At 52.6% G+C, this 18,451-nt stretch carries 15 protein-coding genes; 10 read left to right on the top strand and 5 right to left on the bottom strand.

The window, feature by feature from the left end; all coding sequences use genetic code 11:
* Positions 1 to 44 precede the first annotated feature (44 nt).
* The 3 genes from GJR95_RS02220 to GJR95_RS02210 form a co-directional block, all read right to left on the bottom strand.
* The gene (locus tag GJR95_RS02220) at positions 45 to 1,139 is read right to left on the bottom strand and encodes a FecR family protein (protein ID WP_162384329.1); all 1,095 of its coding nucleotides are present in this window, start codon (positions 1,137 to 1,139) and stop codon (positions 45 to 47) included.
* Between the two features lie 71 nt (positions 1,140 to 1,210).
* Complete coding sequence (locus GJR95_RS02215; protein WP_162384328.1) at positions 1,211 to 1,822, bottom strand: RNA polymerase sigma factor; 612 nt, start codon at positions 1,820 to 1,822, stop codon at positions 1,211 to 1,213.
* Positions 1,823 to 2,020: 198 nt separating this feature from the next.
* Complete coding sequence (locus GJR95_RS02210) at positions 2,021 to 3,313, bottom strand: serine hydrolase (protein WP_162384327.1); 1,293 nt, start codon at positions 3,311 to 3,313, stop codon at positions 2,021 to 2,023.
* Positions 3,314 to 3,514: 201 nt separating this feature from the next.
* Between GJR95_RS02210 and GJR95_RS02205 the strand changes: the two genes are divergently transcribed.
* From GJR95_RS02205 to GJR95_RS02185, 5 genes are all read left to right on the top strand, one after another.
* Positions 3,515 to 4,117, top strand: a complete 603-nt coding sequence (locus GJR95_RS02205) for a TetR/AcrR family transcriptional regulator (RefSeq protein WP_162384326.1) — start codon at positions 3,515 to 3,517, stop codon at positions 4,115 to 4,117.
* Between the two features lie 81 nt (positions 4,118 to 4,198).
* On the top strand, positions 4,199 to 5,260 hold the full coding sequence (locus GJR95_RS02200; RefSeq protein ID WP_162384325.1) for an aldo/keto reductase: 1,062 nt from the start codon (positions 4,199 to 4,201) through the stop codon (positions 5,258 to 5,260).
* A gap of 64 nt (positions 5,261 to 5,324) precedes the next feature.
* Complete coding sequence (locus GJR95_RS02195; protein ID WP_162384324.1) at positions 5,325 to 6,200, top strand: SDR family oxidoreductase; 876 nt, start codon at positions 5,325 to 5,327, stop codon at positions 6,198 to 6,200.
* A 148-nt stretch (positions 6,201 to 6,348) separates the two neighbouring features.
* Positions 6,349 to 8,724: a PSD1 and planctomycete cytochrome C domain-containing protein gene (locus tag GJR95_RS02190; protein WP_162384323.1), complete on the top strand. Its 2,376-nt coding sequence runs from the start codon at positions 6,349 to 6,351 to the stop codon at positions 8,722 to 8,724.
* 32 nt (positions 8,725 to 8,756) lie between these two features.
* Entirely contained in the window at positions 8,757 to 10,187 is a 1,431-nt protein-coding gene (locus GJR95_RS02185; protein ID WP_162391536.1) for a DUF1501 domain-containing protein, read from the top strand.
* Here GJR95_RS02185 and GJR95_RS02180 read toward each other — a convergent pair.
* Entirely contained in the window at positions 10,184 to 10,540 is a 357-nt protein-coding gene (locus tag GJR95_RS02180; RefSeq protein ID WP_162384322.1) for a hypothetical protein, read from the bottom strand. The genes GJR95_RS02185 and GJR95_RS02180 overlap by 4 nt on opposite strands.
* A 139-nt stretch (positions 10,541 to 10,679) precedes the next feature.
* Here GJR95_RS02180 and parS point away from each other — a divergent pair, with 139 nt between their 5' ends.
* Complete coding sequence (parS, locus tag GJR95_RS02175; RefSeq protein WP_162384321.1) at positions 10,680 to 11,063, top strand: type II RES/Xre toxin-antitoxin system antitoxin; 384 nt, start codon at positions 10,680 to 10,682, stop codon at positions 11,061 to 11,063.
* 24 nt (positions 11,064 to 11,087) lie between these two features.
* Here the strand turns inward: parS and GJR95_RS02170 are convergent, their stop codons facing one another.
* Entirely contained in the window at positions 11,088 to 12,083 is a 996-nt protein-coding gene (locus tag GJR95_RS02170) for a zinc-dependent alcohol dehydrogenase family protein (RefSeq protein WP_162384320.1), read from the bottom strand.
* Positions 12,084 to 12,196: 113 nt separating this feature from the next.
* On the opposite strand from GJR95_RS02170, the gene GJR95_RS02165 reads away from it, so the two are divergent.
* The 4 genes from GJR95_RS02165 (at position 12,197) to GJR95_RS02150 (ending at position 17,964) form a co-directional block, all read left to right on the top strand.
* Entirely contained in the window at positions 12,197 to 13,048 is an 852-nt protein-coding gene (locus GJR95_RS02165) for an AraC family transcriptional regulator (RefSeq protein WP_162384319.1), read from the top strand.
* Between the two features lie 34 nt (positions 13,049 to 13,082).
* Positions 13,083 to 13,532 (top strand): RES family NAD+ phosphorylase, encoded by a 450-nt coding sequence (locus tag GJR95_RS02160; RefSeq protein ID WP_162384318.1) that lies wholly within the window; start codon positions 13,083 to 13,085, stop codon positions 13,530 to 13,532.
* Positions 13,533 to 13,843: 311 nt separating this feature from the next.
* Positions 13,844 to 16,357 carry a DNA gyrase subunit A gene (gene gyrA, locus GJR95_RS02155; RefSeq protein ID WP_162384317.1) on the top strand — a complete coding sequence of 838 codons (2,514 nt, stop codon included), beginning with the start codon at positions 13,844 to 13,846 and terminating at the stop codon, positions 16,355 to 16,357.
* A 152-nt stretch (positions 16,358 to 16,509) separates the two neighbouring features.
* Positions 16,510 to 17,964 carry a tetratricopeptide repeat protein gene (locus tag GJR95_RS02150; RefSeq protein WP_162384316.1) on the top strand — a complete coding sequence of 485 codons (1,455 nt, stop codon included), beginning with the start codon at positions 16,510 to 16,512 and terminating at the stop codon, positions 17,962 to 17,964.
* Positions 17,965 to 18,451: the final 487 nt, after the last annotated feature.

The raw sequence follows: 18,451 nt of genomic DNA, 5'->3' as shown, positions 1-18,451 counted from the left end.
TCGAGAATAATTTTTAGTGTACCGATACTGGTTGGCAGATACACCTATTTATTGTCACATCCCTGGCTATGAATAACGATTTGCCCGTCGACCAGTTCATACGATGAGCGGGTGATTTTACAGATCAGGTTCAATTTATCAAACAGCGATTCGTTGGCCAGATTCGCCGTCAGGTAGCATTCTTTCAGGCTGGGGGCATCGTAAATGAACGTTAACCCGTAATTCCGTTCGAGCAGCTCAAATACCTGGCTGATGGGCGCTTCATCAAAAATATAGTCATTCGATGGCGATTCATTCAGCGTAACCGGCTGTTCGACGACCGATTTGACCAGGCGTTTGTCGATGCTCGAAAACGCAACCTGCTGGTTTGGCGTCAGTACCATGCCTGCGGATTCATTTTTTCCGGCCAGCCGGTCCCGGCGGACATCAGTTCGCATGTAGACCGACACCCGGCCTGTTCGTACTTCAACTTTCGCGTCGCTGGCCGTACTGTTCACCAGAAAACTCGTCCCCAATACCTGGGTCGAAATCTGATCGGTGTAGACCCAGAAGGGTTTTTTCGGGTTTTTAGTAATGGAAAAGAACGCTTTACCGCTCAGGTACACTTCCCGCCGGTCGGGGTCGATCCGTTTCGAATAGCGAAGTTTTGCCCTGGGGTACAGCAATACGGTACTGCTGTCCTGGAGCCGGATCGTCTGGGGGTGGCTGGTGGTATTGACCATTTCAATGGACGCGCTGGCCAGCGTCGGACTAAGCTCTGCCAGGGAGGCACTCACCGGATCGGCCTGTTGGCTGATGTATCGGAATGCGACAAACCCCAGGCCGAGCAGAACCAGAACCGAAGCCGCCACCCGGAATGCCGCCCTGCGCCAGAGCGGAACCACCGTCGGCTCGCCCGCCTGGAGGATGTTCGCCATGATGTGGTCGAGTTCCGGGGGAGCCAGGGCAGTATCTTTTTCGGCCAGGGCCTGCAAAAAGGCCCTGGCCAGCTGCACCTTGTCGGCACAATCGGGGTTTTGATCCAGCCACTCCAGCCAGAATGCCTCACTCTGTCGGTTGTGATTGATTACCCAATGCCGGAAGTAGTCGTCCCGCGTCAGATCATCAACACTATAGTCACGATAATCGGTATGCTTCATCTGTGTTTGGCGTGAGTGCTACCCATAGATAGCCAATATGTTGTCAAATACCTGTTTTTGAGGCTGTTTTTTTAGAAAGCGATGCGGTCGACCAATTGCGTAAGAATCAGAAAGCCCACCCAGTTTTCCCGAAATGTCTTAAAGGCGGCCTGTAGCAGGTTCGAAACCGACTGCGGATTCACACCCATGATGTCGGCAATTTCGTCGCGTTCCAGGTTCTGGTAATAGCGGAGGTAAATGACTTCCCGCTGGCGTTTGGGTAACTGGTTGAGCGAGGCCGAAATGCGCTGGGTCGTCTCAACCAGGCTTTCCTGTTCAATGAGTGACCATTCTGGCGAAAATTCGACAAAGCTCAGGTCATTCTCCAGGTCGGTCGGTTCATCATCCCGATTGATCCGTTGCCGGTACCCTTCCCGCAGCACCCGTTTGCGGACGGAGCTAAGGAGATAAGCCCGGACACTGTCTGGTGAACTAATGCGATCCCGGCGGCTCCAGATGTCGATAAAGACTTCCTGAACGCAGTCTTTCACAAAGTCCTCGTCCCGCACAAATTTGTAGCCGTAGTTCTGTAAGGCATTGAAATACTTCTCAACGAGTTTTCGTAAGCCTGACTCGTTGCTGTTTTTTATCAGTTGCCAGAGCAACAGGTCCGATACAGCCGGAGCGGGTCCATTCGTTTTCATAAAAAGACATCGGCAGGAGAACGCCAATGGTTACCAAAACTCGCTGGCCTATTAATTCTACTTTTCAAGTAGAGAACGATTAGTCGGTAACCAGGCGGTTTTATAGTCGTTTCCACGCGTAATCACGTCCACCCTGACGAACAACGACCTGAGCGACCTGGCCGGCTTCGTTTTTATGGAAAGATAGCTGGGCATCCACTACTTTGAGGAAGAAATCGGTGTCACTCTCCGGATAACTTCAAAGCGGGGCTGGCCCGTGATCTGGAGAAAAAGCTTACCCGATTCCTGGGTTATTGTCATGATTCGGTCGTCGGAATGCCGGTAACGACCGATATACTGCGTGAGTACGGGTTGACCGACGGACACGATTTTTCGGTTTTTGGGGAGCTGATAGGGGAGATCATAAACGATATTGATGAGGTCTCTGACGGTTGGTTCCGGAGAGGTTATATCAGAGGCATCGTCGATGTTGCTGAGGAGAATAAGGGTGATATCATCCTGAGGAAACTGAATGTAGTAGGTGGCAAAACCGGGTAGATTTCCGTTCTGGAAAATCAGCTTCGTGTCGTTCTGAAACGTAGATACGCCCCAGCCGTACCCCCAGTTTCCGTTGTTGTGGGGCGTCAGTGCCGACTCCCAGGTGTCGGGTTTGAGCAACCGCCGGTTCTGGACCACGCGCGACCAGCGGTATAAATCGCCCACAGTGCTATACATTCCCCCAGCCGCATAGGCCACGGTCGAGTCGATGATCGGCGTAGGCACCAGCACCGAATCATTCTGGAAGGTGTAGCCCGTTGTTTTGTTCCCGTTTTTCAGATTAATAAAATCAAATCCGGTATGGGTAAGCTGGAGGGGACGGAGAAACCGCTCCCGAACGACGGTTTCAAAAGGCTGGCCTGTTACTTTCTCGACCACCAGGCCCAGCAGATAATAGCCCGAGTTGGTGTAGTTCACGGCGGCCCCTGGTTTGCCGGTCAACGGCTTTTGACTGAACTGCCGGACCAGCCATTCTTTCGTGACGGGCCGGGTCAGACGGGCGCGTTCGGTGCTGTCGGGACTGTACAGCAGGTTTTTAAAATCGTAAATGCCCGATGTATGGATGAATAACTGCTCCAGGCTAATCTGATCGGCCCTGGGATAATCGGGCAGGTGTTTACTCAACTTATCCTTTACGGAAAGTTTTCCTTCATCCTGTAAGCGCAGAATCGCGGCCCCCGTGAATGGTTTCGTGATCGACCCGAGTTGATAGATGCTGTTGGTATCGTTCTGAATTTTTGCGGCCACATTGTTCCAGCCGTAGCCTTTCTGAAGGAGAATTTTTCCGTTTCGGGCAACGAGCGCTGTCCCGTTGAACCGGTGCTGCAGACTGGCTGCTGTCAGGTATTCATCCAGCTTGTCGGCCGTGGATTGGGAAGCAGCTGTAGCCTGCTGTGCGTTGAGCGTTGCCGTCGACCTGATCAGGATCAGGAATAGCCAGAAACATTTTTTCATGGTTCGTTCCGTGTTTTTGCCCCAAATCAGCCAGAAAATACCCAATAAATCGTCTCAAATCCGGATTTGAGCGCAACTTTTGGCGTGCAGACCAGCACCGAATCACCGATGTTATCAAACGATGCTACCGTTTTCCGAACAATAAAAAAGTTTTTTCGGAACTATGGTTGTTAATTAAATACCGATCGGTATATTTGTACCATGTTTACACCACGATCCGAAACAACCCGTCAGTTTATCATTGAAACGACCGCCGGTATTTTCAACCGGAAAGGCTATGCCGGGACGTCCTTGTCTGATCTGACCGAAGCCACCAGGCTGACGAAAGGGAGTATCTACGGTAATTTTGACAATAAAGAAGACGTAGCCCTTGCCGCGTTCGATTACAATATCGCGTGCCGAACCGGCATTATTCAGGATGCGCTCAGGGACTATTCAAGCAGTCGGGATAAGCTTCTGGCATTTATTACTATTTTCGGGAGTGCCGGAAGCAGTGCTTTCCCGGCGGGTGGGTGCCCCTTACTCAATGCCGGCACCGAAGCCGATGACACCCATGAACCGTTACGCGAACGAGTGGCGGAGCAGTTGATCCTTTGGAAGGAGGATCTGGTGGGTATCATTCAACAGGGCATGGCGGCCAATGAGTTTCGGGCGGATACGAATGCCAGCAAACTGGCCTTATCGATCATTGCTCTGGTTGAGGGTGGCATTCTGATTGGGCGATCAACCCGGAATCCGTTTTACCTGGATACCATACTCGATACGATCCGGGATCTGGTTAAATCGATCGAATTGACCAGTTGATTTTTTTTGCTTACTTATATACCGATTGGTATATGTGCTGTGGCCAGGTGACTGAATTTGAACGAAGAAAACCTCAAGGTAATGAAGTACAAACTATTTGGCCGGAAAACGGGACTGCGTGTCTCGGAGCTGGCTTTAGGAACTGGCAATTTCGGCACCCGATGGGGACATGGTGCCGATCCCACGGAATCGCGTCGGGTATTTGAACGCTACGTTGAGGCAGGGGGTAATTTTATCGATACCGCCGATACCTATCAGTTTGGTCAGTCCGAAGAGTTCGTCGGGGAGTTGATCGCCAGCGATCGGGACCAACTCGTGCTGTCCTCGAAATTTACGCTGGGTGCTGAGCAAAAGGCGGGTATTTCGACGACGGGAAACAGCCGGAAAAATATGATCCGTTCGGTCGAAGCCAGCCTGAAGCGACTCAAAACGGATCGTATCGATGTGTACTGGGCGCACTTTTCGGACGGGCAGACACCCCTTGACGAACTTGTTCGCGGTTTCGATGATCTGGTGCGATCGGGCAAGATTCTTTATCCCGGCTTCTCGAATTTTCCGGCCTGGCGGATTGCCAGCGCGTCTACGATGGCCGATCTGCGCGGCTGGTCGCCCATTGCGGGTATTCAGATTGAGTACAGCCTGGTTGAACGGACGCCTGATCGGGAGTTGTTGCCGATGGCCGAAGCCCTCGGACTTGGCGTTGCCATCTGGTCTCCGCTTGGCGGTGGCTTGCTGACGGGTAAATACCGGGCTGAAACCGTCGATACCGATTCCCGGCTCCTGAAGCTGGGCCGCGTAATCCGCAGCGAAAAAAGTGAGCGGGATACGGCCGTTCTGGATACACTGGCGTCAATTGCCAGCGAAACGGGCGTGCAGACGCTACAAATTGCCCTTGCCTGGCTGCGGCAAAAAGCCGATGCATCGGCTACCGATATCATTACCATACTGGGCCCTCGGACACTCAGTCAACTGGAGGATAACCTGGCTTCCTTAGCAGTCACGCTGACCGATACCCAGATTCAACGACTGGATGAGGTGAGTGCGGTGCCGTTGGGTTACCCGCATGAACTACTGGCCAGCACGGCTGCCCGCTTGAACGGCGGTAGTTCCGAACTGACAAGGACCGGGAAACCCGTGTATTGAACAGAATTTCACTCCTATTTTTTTATTAAGTAATATACCGTTTGGTATTTAATTAAAAACAACCATGAAACGAATCATTCTTACCGGAAGTAGCAGCGGGTTTGGTTGGCTGACGGCCAAAACACTGGCAAAACAGGGCCACATTGTATACGCCACCATGCGTAATGTTACCACAACGAATGCGGCCGTCGCGCAAACCATTCGCCAGTGGGCCATTGACCATGACGCGGCTATTCGGGTCGTTGAACTCGATGTGACCAGTGATGCGTCCGTTCAGCAGGCGATGGCTGAAATCGCCGACGATGCGAATGGACAGATCGACGTACTGATTAACAATGCCGGGATCGTCATTACCGGACTGAACGAATCCCTGAGCACGGAACAGGCCAATCAGATTTTTCAGGTGAATGTACTCGGCGCCGACCGGATGATTAAAGCCGTGCTGCCGTATATGCATGCGCAGAAAAGTGGCCTGCTGATGCACCTGTCGAGTGGTCTTGCCCGGCTTCATTTGCCGCTGCTGGGGGCTTATAGTGCCTCCAAGGCGGCTATCGACGCGCTGGCCGAAACGTACCATTACGAACTCCGTGCTTTGGGTATCGATTCTGTGATTGTGCAGCCTGGGGCCTATCCGACCACCGACCTATTGACCAAGCAGATAAATCCGGCGAATCCTGGCGTGGAGGAGGTATACGGCGAAACGATCCTGCCCATCAAACGGGGTATTGCGCATATGTTTACGCCTACCGAAAAAAGCCCCGATCCGCAGGAGGTGGCTGATCTGATTGCCAGACTGGTCGAAACCCCCGCTGGTGAGCGACCCCTCTGGAATGCGATTGGCATCGGGGGTGTTCAGCCGTATGTAGAGCAATTGAATCAGGGTACCCAGCAGTTGGCCGCTACGGTATTCAATGCCATCGGGGTCACCGTACCCGCCTGATCGTTTGGGTGACGGGCGGGGGTGGAGAAACCATTTCGCCACCCGAAACAAAAAAGCGGCCACGGGTAAGGGCCGGTTTATAGTAGAACGTGCTGGAGACCAACTTTGGTCAGGTGAACGGATTTGATTTCGGTGATCTGATTAACGCATGGTACTACTCCAACACGTTCTTTTTCCATGTCTGGCAGCAACGTTTTGGCTTTGGCAATTTCTGGGCCGCTTACACCCATTGATCGTCCATTTTCCGGTTGCCCTCCTTTGTATAGCGCTGCTACTGGAAGTGGTCGGATGGTATCGCCGGTCGGCCGACTGGCGGGCGGGCATTACCGCCCTGGTCTGGATCGGCACCCTGAGCTCCGTACTCGCAGCGGGTTTGGGGCTGCTGCTGGTGAATCAGGAAGCGTATAGCGGAGCGACGGTCACCAGTCATCAGTGGCTGGGTCTGGCAACGGTCTTTCTGGCGGTTTGTACGGTACTGGCGCTGAGGTCGGGCCGCATGCCGCTGTACCGGGGCTTATTGGGGGTGACGGTAATCGGCGTTGGACTGGCGGGTCATTATGGCGCGTTGCTGACGCACGGTGACGATTACCTGACCAGCGTACTCCCCCTGCACAATGAGAAAGTCCCCGAAACCAACGACGCCACTTTTGCCTTTGTCAGCAGCAGTCAGCCGCTGACGGTCAAACAGATCGAAGACCTGAACCTGGAAGTCCGGTCGATCCTCGCGCATACGTGTTACAGCTGTCACAGTGCTACCAAAACAAAAGGGGAGCTTCGGCTTGATAAAAAGGACCTTGTTCTGAAAGGCGGGAAGCACGGGATCATTCTGAAGCCCGGTCATCCGGAAGACAGCGAACTTATCCGCCGGGTGAGCCTGCCTGCCGGTCATAAAGAAGCGATGCCGACCAAAGGAAAGCGGCTCAGTGAAAAAGAAGTCGCCCTGCTGGCCTTCTGGATCAAGCAGGGCGCCCCCTGGCCGGATGGTCCCGAAAAAAGCCTGTATCGGGTAGCCGCCCTGGCCCCCCGCTTACCCGCGATTCCCCCGGCTACTGTCGATATTACCCAACCCATCGATCGGTTCGTGAGCGCGTATTTTCAGGCGAACAAACTGGCCTGGAAGGGCGTCGTCGATGACCGGACGTATATCCGCCGGGTGTATCTGGACGTTGTTGGTCTGCTGCCTTCACCCGTTGATGTTCAACAATTCACGGCCGATCCGAGCCCGGATAAACGGAACGTTCTGGTCAGGAAGCTACTGGACCGGAACGAAGCCTACGCCCAGCACTGGCTCACCTTCTGGAACGATGCTCTTCGGAATGATTATACCGGTACGGGCTACGTGACCGGCGGGCGTTCTGATATTAGCACCTGGCTGTATCAATCGCTCAAAAAGAATAAGCCCTACAACTGGTTTGTGCGGGAACTGATCAGTCCGACGAAGCAATCGGCCGGGTTTATCAAGGGAATTCAATGGCGTGGCACCATTAACGCGAGCCAGCGAACCGAGATGCAGGCAGCCCAGAATGTGGCTCAGGTATTACTCGGGCTTAATCTCAAATGTGCTTCCTGCCACGATAGCTTCATCAGCGACTGGAAACTGGCCGATGCCTATGCGTTCGCGAACGTATTCGCCGATAGCACCCTGGAAATAAACCGATGCGATAAGCCGACGGGTAAGATGGCCGGACGCCGTATCCTCTTTAACGAACTGGGTACGATCAGCGTCGATGCGCCAACCGAGCAGCGCCTTCGGGAACTGGCTGATTTTCTGGTTCAGCCGAAAGACGGCCGACTCTACCGAACGGTCGTCAACCGGATCTGGGCGCAGCTGATGGGGCGGGGTATTGTCGAACCCGTAGATGCCATGGACAACCAGCCCTGGAGCCAGGACCTGCTGGATTGGCTGGCCTATGATTTTGTGCAGAATGGGTACGATCTGAAGAAGCTGATGTACGCCATACTTACCTCAAAAACGTACCAGTTACCGTCCGTAGGGGTAAAGGATGCGGGTTTACTGACCGCGCCTACCTATGCGTTTGAGGGCATGGTTCGTCGGCGCCTGACCGCCGAACAGTTTGCCGATGCGGTCAGTCTATCCTTCAACCCCATCTACCAGGATACCGCTATTGTGAAGCGATTACCCCAAACGATTCATCGGGAGATTCCGTTTGTGCGGGCATCCCTGGTGAAGAACGATGCCTTTCTGACGGCTCTGGGTCGACCCAACCGCGAAACGGTCAGTACCAGCCGCCTGTCGCAGGCCAATCTGTTACAGGCCCTGGAGCTAACCAATGGATTGACGTTTAATGAAGCCTTGAAACGGGGCGCCGGTATCTGGAAAGTGACTTATCCATCGTCGGACGCGCTCGTCAGGAAATTATACTGGCAGGCCTTAGGCCGGGAGCCAGCGCCCAAAGAACTCGCCGTTGCCCGGCAGCTGCTGGGTAAAACGCCGGATATAGACGGTATTCAGGATCTGGTGTGGGCCATTGCCCTGCACCCCGAATTTCAGTTAATTTATTAATATTCAGGTCAGTACGTTACGGTCAGTATGTGATGAAGAACAGGTGGAATAGACGGGAATTTCTGCAGAAAACGAGTGCGGCTACGCTGGCGGCACTGGCGGCCAGCGCGCCCATACCGAGTCTGCTGTCGGGTTGTACGTCCGGATCAACTGCCGTGCAGGGAACCGCCGATACGGTGATTCTGCTCTGGATGGCCGGGGGCATGGCGCACACCGAGACGTTTGACCCCAAAAAATACACGCCTTTCGAGAAAGGCATGGCCGGGAATCGGGTATTGAGTACGTTCAAGTCAGTGCCGACCGTTCTGGATGGCATTCACTTTTCGGATGGGCTCCAGAGCATCGGTCGCGTCATGGATAAGGGCACCCTTATTCGGTCGTATGTGGCGGCCGATATGGGGCATATTCTGCATTCGCGGCATCAATACCACTGGCATACCTGTTACGAGCCTCCGCAAACCGTGGCGGCTCCGCACATCGGCTCCTGGATTGCCAAGGAACTGGGTCCGAAAAATCCGGTGATTCCGGCCTTCGTCGATATCGGTCAGCGCTTTACCGTTGGTGAAGGCGAAGAGCTGAAAGCCTTTCATACGGCTGGTTTTCTGGGGAATGAATTCGGTCCGTTTTTTATTCCCGATCCCAGCCAGGGCCTTGAGAGCGTTCGGCCCCCGATTGGCATGGACGCCCGGCGGTTCGAGCGACGGAACCAGTTGTATAATGAACTCATCCGTAACAGCCCCGTTGGCGAGTTTGGCAGCGATTACCAGAAAGAATCCCTCCGGCGATCGATGGAGCAGGCCTACCGGTTACTGAACTCCCCCGAAGCGAAGGCCTTTGATCTGAGTACGGAGCCTAAAGCCAGTTATGACCGGTACAATACCGGTCGGTTCGGGCTGGGTTGTCTGCTGGCCCGCCGGCTGACCGAGCAGGGTGCCCGCTTCATCAGTGTCACGACCGAATACGAGCCGTTCAAGGGGTGGGACACGCACGAGAATGGCCATACGCGCCTGGAAGAAATGAAGAAGCAGATCGACGGGCCGATTGCCCAGTTGATTACGGATCTGGCTAAAACGGGGCACCTGGAGCGCACCTTAGTGGTGGTGGCCAGCGAATTCAGCCGGGATATGATGGTTGAAGGGCGGCCGGGGGCCAAGGTGCTGGAACAGGTGAACCAGCCCGATGTACTGTCGGACCTGAAATTTTACGGCATGCATCGACACTTTACCGATGGCTGCTCGGTGCTCCTGTTCGGGGGTGGAATCAAGAAAGGGTTTGTGTACGGTAAAACAGCCGACGAACGGCCCTGCAAAACCATCGAAAACCCGGTTCGTATCGACGGAATCCATCAGACCATCTACCACGCGCTGGGTATTCCGCCCGATACCCAGTATGAGATCGAGAAGCGCCCGTTTTATACAACGCCGGATGGGAAGGGGAAGCCGGTCCTGGAGCTCCTGGCTTAATTAAGCGTCCGCTTTTTTGGGTTTATACGGCCTGTACTGTCGGGAGTTGGCTGTTTCGTCGCGGACTGGCCCGGTTTAGCCCGACCCGTAGAACCACCCGCCCCGTCGGGAGAGGCCGATCGGTTTTTGGCTGCGGTGGGCGGAACGTACATATAGGCACGGGAAGCCCCTTCGTCGTCGATCGTCATGCTGTTTGGGTCGCTGGTCGTGGGGCGTTTCCCTTCGGTGAGGTAGCCGGTTCCGGTTGAGGCCGTCGATCCGCCACTCTTAGCGCCCGTAGTCGATTGAGCCTGACTGGCCTGGACAAGGCCAATGGCGAGAAAAAAGGGAATGACGGCAGAGTTGATTTTCATGGGTATTGCTCGTTTTCGATTGGATGTATTCCGTTACCATCAGTAAACGATTCGTGGGTGCTTAAGTTTTCAGCATAAATTCCCGTGAACTATCAGACAAATTTCCGTGTTTATCAGACAAATTTCTTATGTTTGTCGCATGATCGTTCAAGACCGCACCGCCCTCGTTTTTTCCGCCCTGAAAGGTGTTCCAGCTACTCGTTTCTTCGAGATTGCCGACCTGACGGGCTATAAACGCGAACAACTGGCGGAGGTATTCGATACCTCCCTCAAGACGTTTCAGCGCTATGAGCGGGAGCATAAGAAGCTGAATCCGCAGGATAGTGAGAAAGTCCTGAAAATCATGGCCCTCTTTCAAACCGGTGAATCCGTTTTTGGTACCGCCGATTCATTCCGGCGGTGGATGGATAAGCCGGCCTATGGCCTGGGCAATCAGGTCCCGTTCGACCTGTTGCATACTTCGGGAGGTATCGATCTGGTGCTGGACGAAGTAATCCGGATCGAATACGGCGATCTGGCCTAGGCATACGGTCGGCCTGGTTTTCGGTCAGCTTTCCGGCTGATCGATGTCAATGATCAATTTCCCCTGGGCGGTTCGTTGCGTCAGGGCGGTATACGCATCGTTTATCGTTTCACGGGTATACCGGTTTTTATCGACCAGCGGTCTTAGCTTTCCAGCCTCAACTAAAGCGGTGGCTTCCCGCAGAATGTCGCCATGATGAGCCCGGCCTTTTCCCGAGATCAGCGGATATAAGGTAAAGACGCCGGAATAGGTGGCTCCGCGAAAGGACAACGGTGCCAGGTTATGCGTACCCCATCCCAACATACTGACCACATGCCCGGTATAGCGTTTGACTGCTGTAAAGGAATCATCCAGCATGTGGCCGCCAAGGGTATCGAGGATGCAGTCAAAGCCTTCGCCAGCGGTAAATTCCTGTACGTACGCATCGACCGAAAGCCGTGTATAATCGATAGGCGTAGCCCCGTACGTTTTCATCAGGTCGTGCCTGGGGGGATCAACCGTTGCGAACACCTGTGCGCCTTTTGCAACGGCTAGCTGTACCGCCATATGACCGACGCCACCCGCACCGCCCTGAATCAATACCGTTTGTCCGGCGTGTATATGGGCCCTGTCTACCAATCCTTCCCAGGCGGTTATGACCGATAAGGGCAAGGCAGCGGCTTCCCGGCTGGTTAGATTGGCGGGCTTCAGGGCCAGCAGATCAGCGTCTACTGCTGCATAGTCGGCCAGTGAGCCCGGTATACCCGCAATACCACCGATCATACCATACACCTCGTCGCCGGGTTTGACCGCAGTTACGCCTGCACCAACGGCTTCCACCACTCCAGCCATATCGATGCCTAAAATAGCCGGTAACCGGGTTTGCGCATGAGCGGCCTGCCCCGCTTTAATTTTTAGGTCCAGTGGATTGACCCCGCTGGCGCTGATTTTGACCAGAACCTGTCCCGGACCGACTTCCGGAACGGCTACATCGCGTAGGTGAAAGGGAGCGTCGTACGCTTCCAGAATGAGTGCTTTCATACGGCAGTTGCTTTTTTTGATCGGTTAGCCCGACCGATTGAACACCACAAAGGTCCGGTGTGTATTCCCGTTTTCTGTTGTATTTTTACATACTTTTGGGGTATATTTGTGCTATGGTAAACGATCATCTGCGTGAGCCTTTCGAACTGATCCTGAAAGAATTTATGGATGTATGCCCCCGTGGGAAACACGCGCATACCTTTTTTGAGGTGATTTATATCGTAGCGGGTACCGGTCGGCAGTGCATTAATGACACCGAGGTTCGTTACGGGCCGGGCAACCTGTTTGTGGTGGCACCGAATGACACCCATACCTTTAAGATCGAAACAACCTCGCGGTTCTTCTTTATCCGGTTTAACAATGGTTACCTTCAGGCATCCAAACAGAATAAGGAACTGGTTGAGCGGCTGGAACTGATTTTACAGAATGCACGCCATGAACCCGGTTGTCTACTCCGGAATGAAGCCGACGAACGAGCGGTCGCGCAGCTGATGGAGATCATCCTGCACGAGCATCTGGGTAAGGATCTGTATCATAAGGAACTGATCGGGCAGTTGGTGAATACCCTGCTGGTGATCATCGCCCGGAACATTTCGCAGGCGTTTCCGGCGGTCATCGATGAAACCAGCGAAGAAAAAGCGATTGACATCCTGCAGTACATTCAATCCAATATTTACTATCCTGAGAAATTACGGGTGGAGGCAATCAGTGCATACCTGGGCTTATCGGAAACGTATCTGGGGCGTTATTTTAAGAAACATGCGCATGAAACCCTACAGCAGTATATCCTGAACTATAAGCTGAAACTGGTTGAGAATCGACTGGTACACAGCCAGATGCGCATTAAGGAAATCGCCGATGAGTTCGGCTTTACCGATAAGAGTCACCTGAACCGGATCTTTAAGAAATACAGGGGCGTTAATCCCACCAGCTTCAGGCAGTCAGCCAAAGCCGTTGTTGTTTAGTCAAATCCGCCCGAAAGCCTGCTGCCAGCTCCTGATGCTTGTCTATCGAATTACAAAAGCTATTTATGCCGACCGGCTGGTTGCCTCCGGAGGAGCTGCCCGCTGGAACAGCCGGGGTCAGTTCGTTCTTTATACGGCTGCCACGCGCGCCCTTGCCTGCCTGGAGAACGTGGTTCACCGCAGTGGCGAGGGCTTACAGGATACGTTTCGGGTGATGGTTATTGCTATTCCCGATACGGTGCTGATCACGGAACTGCCCCCGGAAACGCTGCCTGCCGACTGGTTTGATTTCCGGCAGTACGACGCCTGTCAGCGGATAGGAGGGGAGTGGCTGATGAGCGGCCGGTCGGCGGTTTTGCGGGTGCCGTCAGCGATCATCGCCAACGAATGGAATTACCTGCTCAATCCGGCTCATCCCGAATTTAGCCGCATTGCTCTGCAGCGTACGGAGCCGTTTCTGTTTGATCCACGGATCAAATCCTGACGGGGAATCAAGGCTTTTTACCTGCAAGCGCTTTACGGACAAAGACTTGAACAGACTCCCGTAAATCGTTTCGTTTATGGGTATATTTTAGATGAAATAGAATTGTATTTCGTTTAGATAATAATGGGTCCGGTCAGTGCCGATCCGGCGATTTAGGAATGGGATTATTTTAGTTGTTTTATGTCAGTATAGCCAGTTTCTACGGCATTATTTCGCTTTTCTTGTAAAAATTTTGTATATTTGTCTACAAAGCGGCCTGCACATTGTATGCGAGCCGGAATAGTAATTTTCTGCGAAACTCCAACTTGAACATGGCGGAAGAAAATCCCGACCTCGAATCTCCCAGTAACATCATTCCCATTAACATTGAGGACGAAATGCGTGGGGCCTACATTGATTATTCAATGTCGGTTATCATCTCGCGTGCCCTTCCAGACGTTCGTGACGGTTTGAAGCCGGTTCACCGTCGGGTGTTATTTGGCATGGCCGAACTGGGCGTTAACTACAATAAGCCCCATAAGAAATCGGCCCGTATTGTGGGGGAAGTATTGGGTAAATACCACCCGCACGGTGACTCATCCGTTTACGACACCATGGTCCGTATGGCCCAGGACTGGTCGTTGCGGTATCCACTCGTAGACGGTCAGGGTAACTTTGGGTCCATTGATGGCGACTCACCAGCGGCTATGCGGTATACCGAAGCCCGGTTAAAGCGGATTGCTGAAGAGTTGCTGACCGATATTTATAAGGAAACGGTTGATTTTCAACCCAACTTCGACGATTCGCTCCAGGAGCCGTCGGTGATGCCGGCTAAGTTGCCCAACCTGCTGCTCAACGGTTCGTCGGGTATCGCGGTCGGGATGGCGACCAACATGGCTCCCCATAACCTGACCGAAGTGGTCGATGGCATTATTGCCTATCTCGACAATAACGAGATCACCATTGAAGAACTGATGCAGTTCGTCAAAGCGCCTGATTTTCCAACGGGGGCAACCATTTATGGCATGGAGGGCGTTAAGTCGGCCTTTAAGACCGGTCGCGGCCGGGTGGTCATGCGGGCCAACGCAACCATCGAAGAAAATCGCGGCAAAACCCAGATCATTGTCACGGATGTGCCCTACATGGTCAATAAGGCGGTAATGCTGGAGAAAACGGCTGAGCTGATCAATGATAAAAAGATCGAAGGCATCATGGCCTTCCGGGATGAGTCGGATCGGGATGGGCTGCGGGTCGTGTATGACCTCCGTAAAGACGCCATACCGAACGTTGTTCTGAACAACCTCTATAAACATACTGCGCTGCAATCGTCCTTCAGCATCAACAATGTCGCGCTCGTGAAAGGGCGGCCGATATTGCTCAACCTGAAGGATATGATGAAGTATTACGTCGAGCATCGGTTCGAGGTAGTTACCCGTCGGACGCAGTACGAACTTCGTGAGGCTGAGAAACGGGCGCATATTTTAGAAGGGTTACTGATTGCCCTGGACAATATCGATGCGGTTATTAACCTGATCCGTTCATCGCGTGATCCGGAAGTAGCCCGCACCGGTCTGATGCAGCAGTTCTCCCTGAGCGATCTTCAGGCGAAAGCGATCCTGGAAATGCGTCTGCAACGGCTGACGGGTCTGGAACGCGACAAGCTACAGGCAGAATACGACGAGCTGATGAGCGTGATTGCTGATCTGAAAGCGATTCTGGCGAATGAAGAACGGAAACGGCAGGTTATCAAAGACGAACTGATCGATATTCGGGCCCGCTACGGGGACGAACGCCGGACGCAGATCAACCCCCTCGGTGATGGGAATATCAGCGACCTGTCGCTGATTGCCGATGAGGACATGATCATTACGATCTCGCACGAAGGGTATATCAAGCGGACACCAACCACCGAATACCGGTCGCAGGGACGGGGTGGAGTAGGAGCGAAGGCTGCGGCTACCAAAGAGGAAGACTTTACGGAACACCTCTTTACCGCCACCATGCATAACACCCTGCTGGCGTTTACACAAAAGGGTCGGTTGTACTGGCTGCCCGTTTACGAACTACCGGAGGGTTCCCGCCTGTCGAAGGGTCGGCCACTGGCTAACTTTATCAACATCGAATCCGATGATAAAGTACGGGCCGTTATCAACGTAACGGATCTGAAAAACGAAGACTACATCAACAATAATTACATTGTGATGTGTACCCGGAAGGGAACTATCAAGAAGACCATGCTGGAGGCCTACTCCCGGCCGCGTCAGAATGGCATCATTGCCATTACGATCGATGAGGATGATCAACTGCTGGGGGTGTGTCTGACAAACGGCGACAACGATATTGTGATCGCATCGAGTGCCGGGAAGGCGGTCCGTTTCCACGAAAGCCGTGTTCGTCCGATGGGCCGTACGGCGGCTGGTGTCCGGGGTATTTCGCTGGATGACGAAGACAAAACGGATCACGTGATCGGCATGGTTTGCATTGCGTCGGCGGATGCACAGTTGCTGGTCGTTTCGGAGAAAGGCTACGGTAAACGGTCGGAGATCGATGGGTACCGGGTGACAAACCGGGGGGCCAAAGGAGTTGGCACGTTGAAGGTGACCGAAAAGGTTGGGCGGTTAGTAGCCGTACTCGATGTGGCGGATAACGATGACCTGATGATTATCAATAAATCGGGAATTGCCATCCGGACCCCGGTTAATGAGATCAGCGTGATTGGCCGAAACACCCAGGGTGTTCGCCTGATCAGTCTTCGTGACGGCGACGAAATATCGTCCGTAACGAAAATCAAGCAGGAAGAAGTTGAAGACGTAGCTTCGGCCGATACTGAAGAAATAACGGAATAAATCGGTATAAATCGCTTACGATGAGCGGCATGAGCCGTCGGTGCTGATATTCGAATCAGCCCGGCGGCTCAAACAATTTACGGCTGGTCATGCTTATACAGACAGATTCCGTAATTTCGTTCCTGAAAAATAAACACAACCCCATTTTACACATGAAATCAGTTTTTGTAGTTCTTATAGCCTGTTGCCTGTCTGCAGGAGTACATGCTCAGAACCAGGGTGGGGCAGCTGCTACGTTGGATGCTGCCGCGATGGATGCCGTTAAGAAAGATAAGGAGAAAAGCGACAAGGATATTACCGATGCAAAAAGTGCGGCTAAAGCCAGCACCTGGATGGATCGGGCTAAAACCTACCAGAACATCGCTGGTCAGTATATCCGTATCGACTCCAGTGCTGCCACAACGGCTTACGAAGCGTTCAAGAAGGTAATGGAACTGGATAAAGACAAGAAAGGTGGTCCGGGTAAATTGGCGAAGGAAGCGGAAGAAGCGTTGAAAGGCCAGGCTTTATACGGTGCCTTCATGCAGCAGGGTGTCGCCAAATTCCAGGCGAAGAATTACCCGGATGCCATCAAGGCGATGTCGATGGCGGGTGATATCAATCCGAAAGATACGCTGGCTCCCTTGTATACCGCCATTGCCGCCCAGCAGGTGAAAGACAACGCAACGGCTAAAACCCAACTGGAGAAATACATTGCCGGTGGGGGAAAAGATGCGTCTATTTATGGCTCGCTGGCCATGCTGTACCGGAGTGACAATGAAATTGACAAAGCGCTGGCTACGCTCGACAAGGCCATTGCCATGGCCCCTAATAACAAGGATCTGGGGAACGAGAAGATCAACATTATGCTGACGACAAACCGGATGGATGAAGCCATTACCGGCATGAAGCAAATGGTGGAGAAAGATCCCAGCAATGTTCAGAATCTGGTGAACCTATCGATTGTCTATCACAATGTTGCTGATAAGACAAACGAAGAGGTTCGTAAACTGGAAGGTGAGACAAAAAAGGGAAGCAATGCCGGCAAGCAACTGGCCGATGCGAAAGCCCTGCTTGACACCTATAACGGTGAGGTAACCCGGTTGAGCGGTTTGATTAAAAAGCAACCAAAGAATGCCGATCTGAAACGCCAGCTGGCCGATGTTCAGAAAAAGTCGACGGATCAGAAAGCAACCATTGCCCAGTTGGAAACGGAAGCTAAAGCAGCCGCAGCCAATGCGTCGGCAGCATCCGAGGGGGAGAAGAAGCTGACTGATTTGAGGCAAAAACTGGCAGAAGAAAAGAAACTGGAAAAAGACTATCTGACTAAAGCGATGGCCGTCGATGCGAATAATTACGATGCCAACTTTAACCTGGGTGTCTTTTACTTTAACGAAGCGGTCGAAATGAAGCGGTCGGTCGATAAGATGGACATGGCTGAGTACAGCAAAAACGGGAAAGAGCTGGACGGTAAAGTGTGTGGTAAATTCAAGCAAGCCTTACCATACTTTACTAAGGCCAAGTCAATAAAAGACGAAGCTGATCTGAACGAAAACCTGACGAATCTTCAGAACATTCTGAAGCAGTACGAAGAGAAGAAAGTCGCCTGCATCGAAACGAAAGAATAGGGAATAAGGTCGGTATCGAAAGGTGCCGACCTTATTTAATAAAAACTTTACTTAACATAATATAAATTATACAACAAATAAATGAGAGTAATCCACAGGCTTATCCACAACTTATCCACGTGGAACACTAAAGTATTGCTTTACAAGGAGTTAGGTTAAATATGGGCTTTATAGCCTCTAAAAGCGGTTTTTTTACACGCCTGTTGGCAAAATTTCATGACGATCCACCGAAAAATCAATCGATTGGTGAATCGTCATCGGCTACAATCTGGAGGATAGAATATAGCTGATGTATAGTATCAGTTTCGGTAAAAATGGAATCAGTCATCCTGCGACTTCCTCTACTTCCTTCTGGTGATGGGCTTCTTTTTTAACTGATTGATTTCAGCGCGGGTCATTCTAAAGTGGTGATTATAGCACCAGGGTGATTGGATTCTAAACGCAGGAATCAGTTCCATTGTATCGGAGTAAAAACGACCGGAATTCC

It is taken from the genome of Spirosoma endbachense (assembly GCF_010233585.1).
Classification (GTDB): Bacteria; Bacteroidota; Bacteroidia; order Cytophagales; family Spirosomataceae; genus Spirosoma; species Spirosoma endbachense.
Note: the sequence above shows the minus strand (reverse complement) of the source record. Positions and strands in the feature narration are given on the sequence as shown.

Excerpts from the sequence above, each read along its gene's own strand:
- GJR95_RS02220 (WP_162384329.1), bottom strand. The coding sequence starts at position 1,139 with ATGAAGCATACCGATTATCGTGACTATAGTGTTGATGATCTGACGCGG.
- GJR95_RS02215 (WP_162384328.1), bottom strand. The coding sequence starts at position 1,822 with ATGAAAACGAATGGACCCGCTCCGGCTGTATCGGACCTGTTGCTCTGG.
- GJR95_RS02210 (WP_162384327.1), bottom strand. The coding sequence starts at position 3,313 with ATGAAAAAATGTTTCTGGCTATTCCTGATCCTGATCAGGTCGACGGCA.
- GJR95_RS02205 (WP_162384326.1), top strand. The coding sequence starts at position 3,515 with ATGTTTACACCACGATCCGAAACAACCCGTCAGTTTATCATTGAAACG.
- GJR95_RS02200 (WP_162384325.1), top strand. The coding sequence starts at position 4,199 with ATGAAGTACAAACTATTTGGCCGGAAAACGGGACTGCGTGTCTCGGAG.
- GJR95_RS02195 (WP_162384324.1), top strand. The coding sequence starts at position 5,325 with ATGAAACGAATCATTCTTACCGGAAGTAGCAGCGGGTTTGGTTGGCTG.
- GJR95_RS02190 (WP_162384323.1), top strand. The coding sequence starts at position 6,349 with ATGGTACTACTCCAACACGTTCTTTTTCCATGTCTGGCAGCAACGTTT.
- GJR95_RS02185 (WP_162391536.1), top strand. The coding sequence starts at position 8,757 with ATGAAGAACAGGTGGAATAGACGGGAATTTCTGCAGAAAACGAGTGCG.
- GJR95_RS02180 (WP_162384322.1), bottom strand. The coding sequence starts at position 10,540 with ATGAAAATCAACTCTGCCGTCATTCCCTTTTTTCTCGCCATTGGCCTT.
- parS (WP_162384321.1), top strand. The coding sequence starts at position 10,680 with ATGATCGTTCAAGACCGCACCGCCCTCGTTTTTTCCGCCCTGAAAGGT.
- GJR95_RS02170 (WP_162384320.1), bottom strand. The coding sequence starts at position 12,083 with ATGAAAGCACTCATTCTGGAAGCGTACGACGCTCCCTTTCACCTACGC.
- GJR95_RS02165 (WP_162384319.1), top strand. The coding sequence starts at position 12,197 with ATGGTAAACGATCATCTGCGTGAGCCTTTCGAACTGATCCTGAAAGAA.
- GJR95_RS02160 (WP_162384318.1), top strand. The coding sequence starts at position 13,083 with ATGCTTGTCTATCGAATTACAAAAGCTATTTATGCCGACCGGCTGGTT.
- gyrA (WP_162384317.1), top strand. The coding sequence starts at position 13,844 with ATGGCGGAAGAAAATCCCGACCTCGAATCTCCCAGTAACATCATTCCC.
- GJR95_RS02150 (WP_162384316.1), top strand. The coding sequence starts at position 16,510 with ATGAAATCAGTTTTTGTAGTTCTTATAGCCTGTTGCCTGTCTGCAGGA.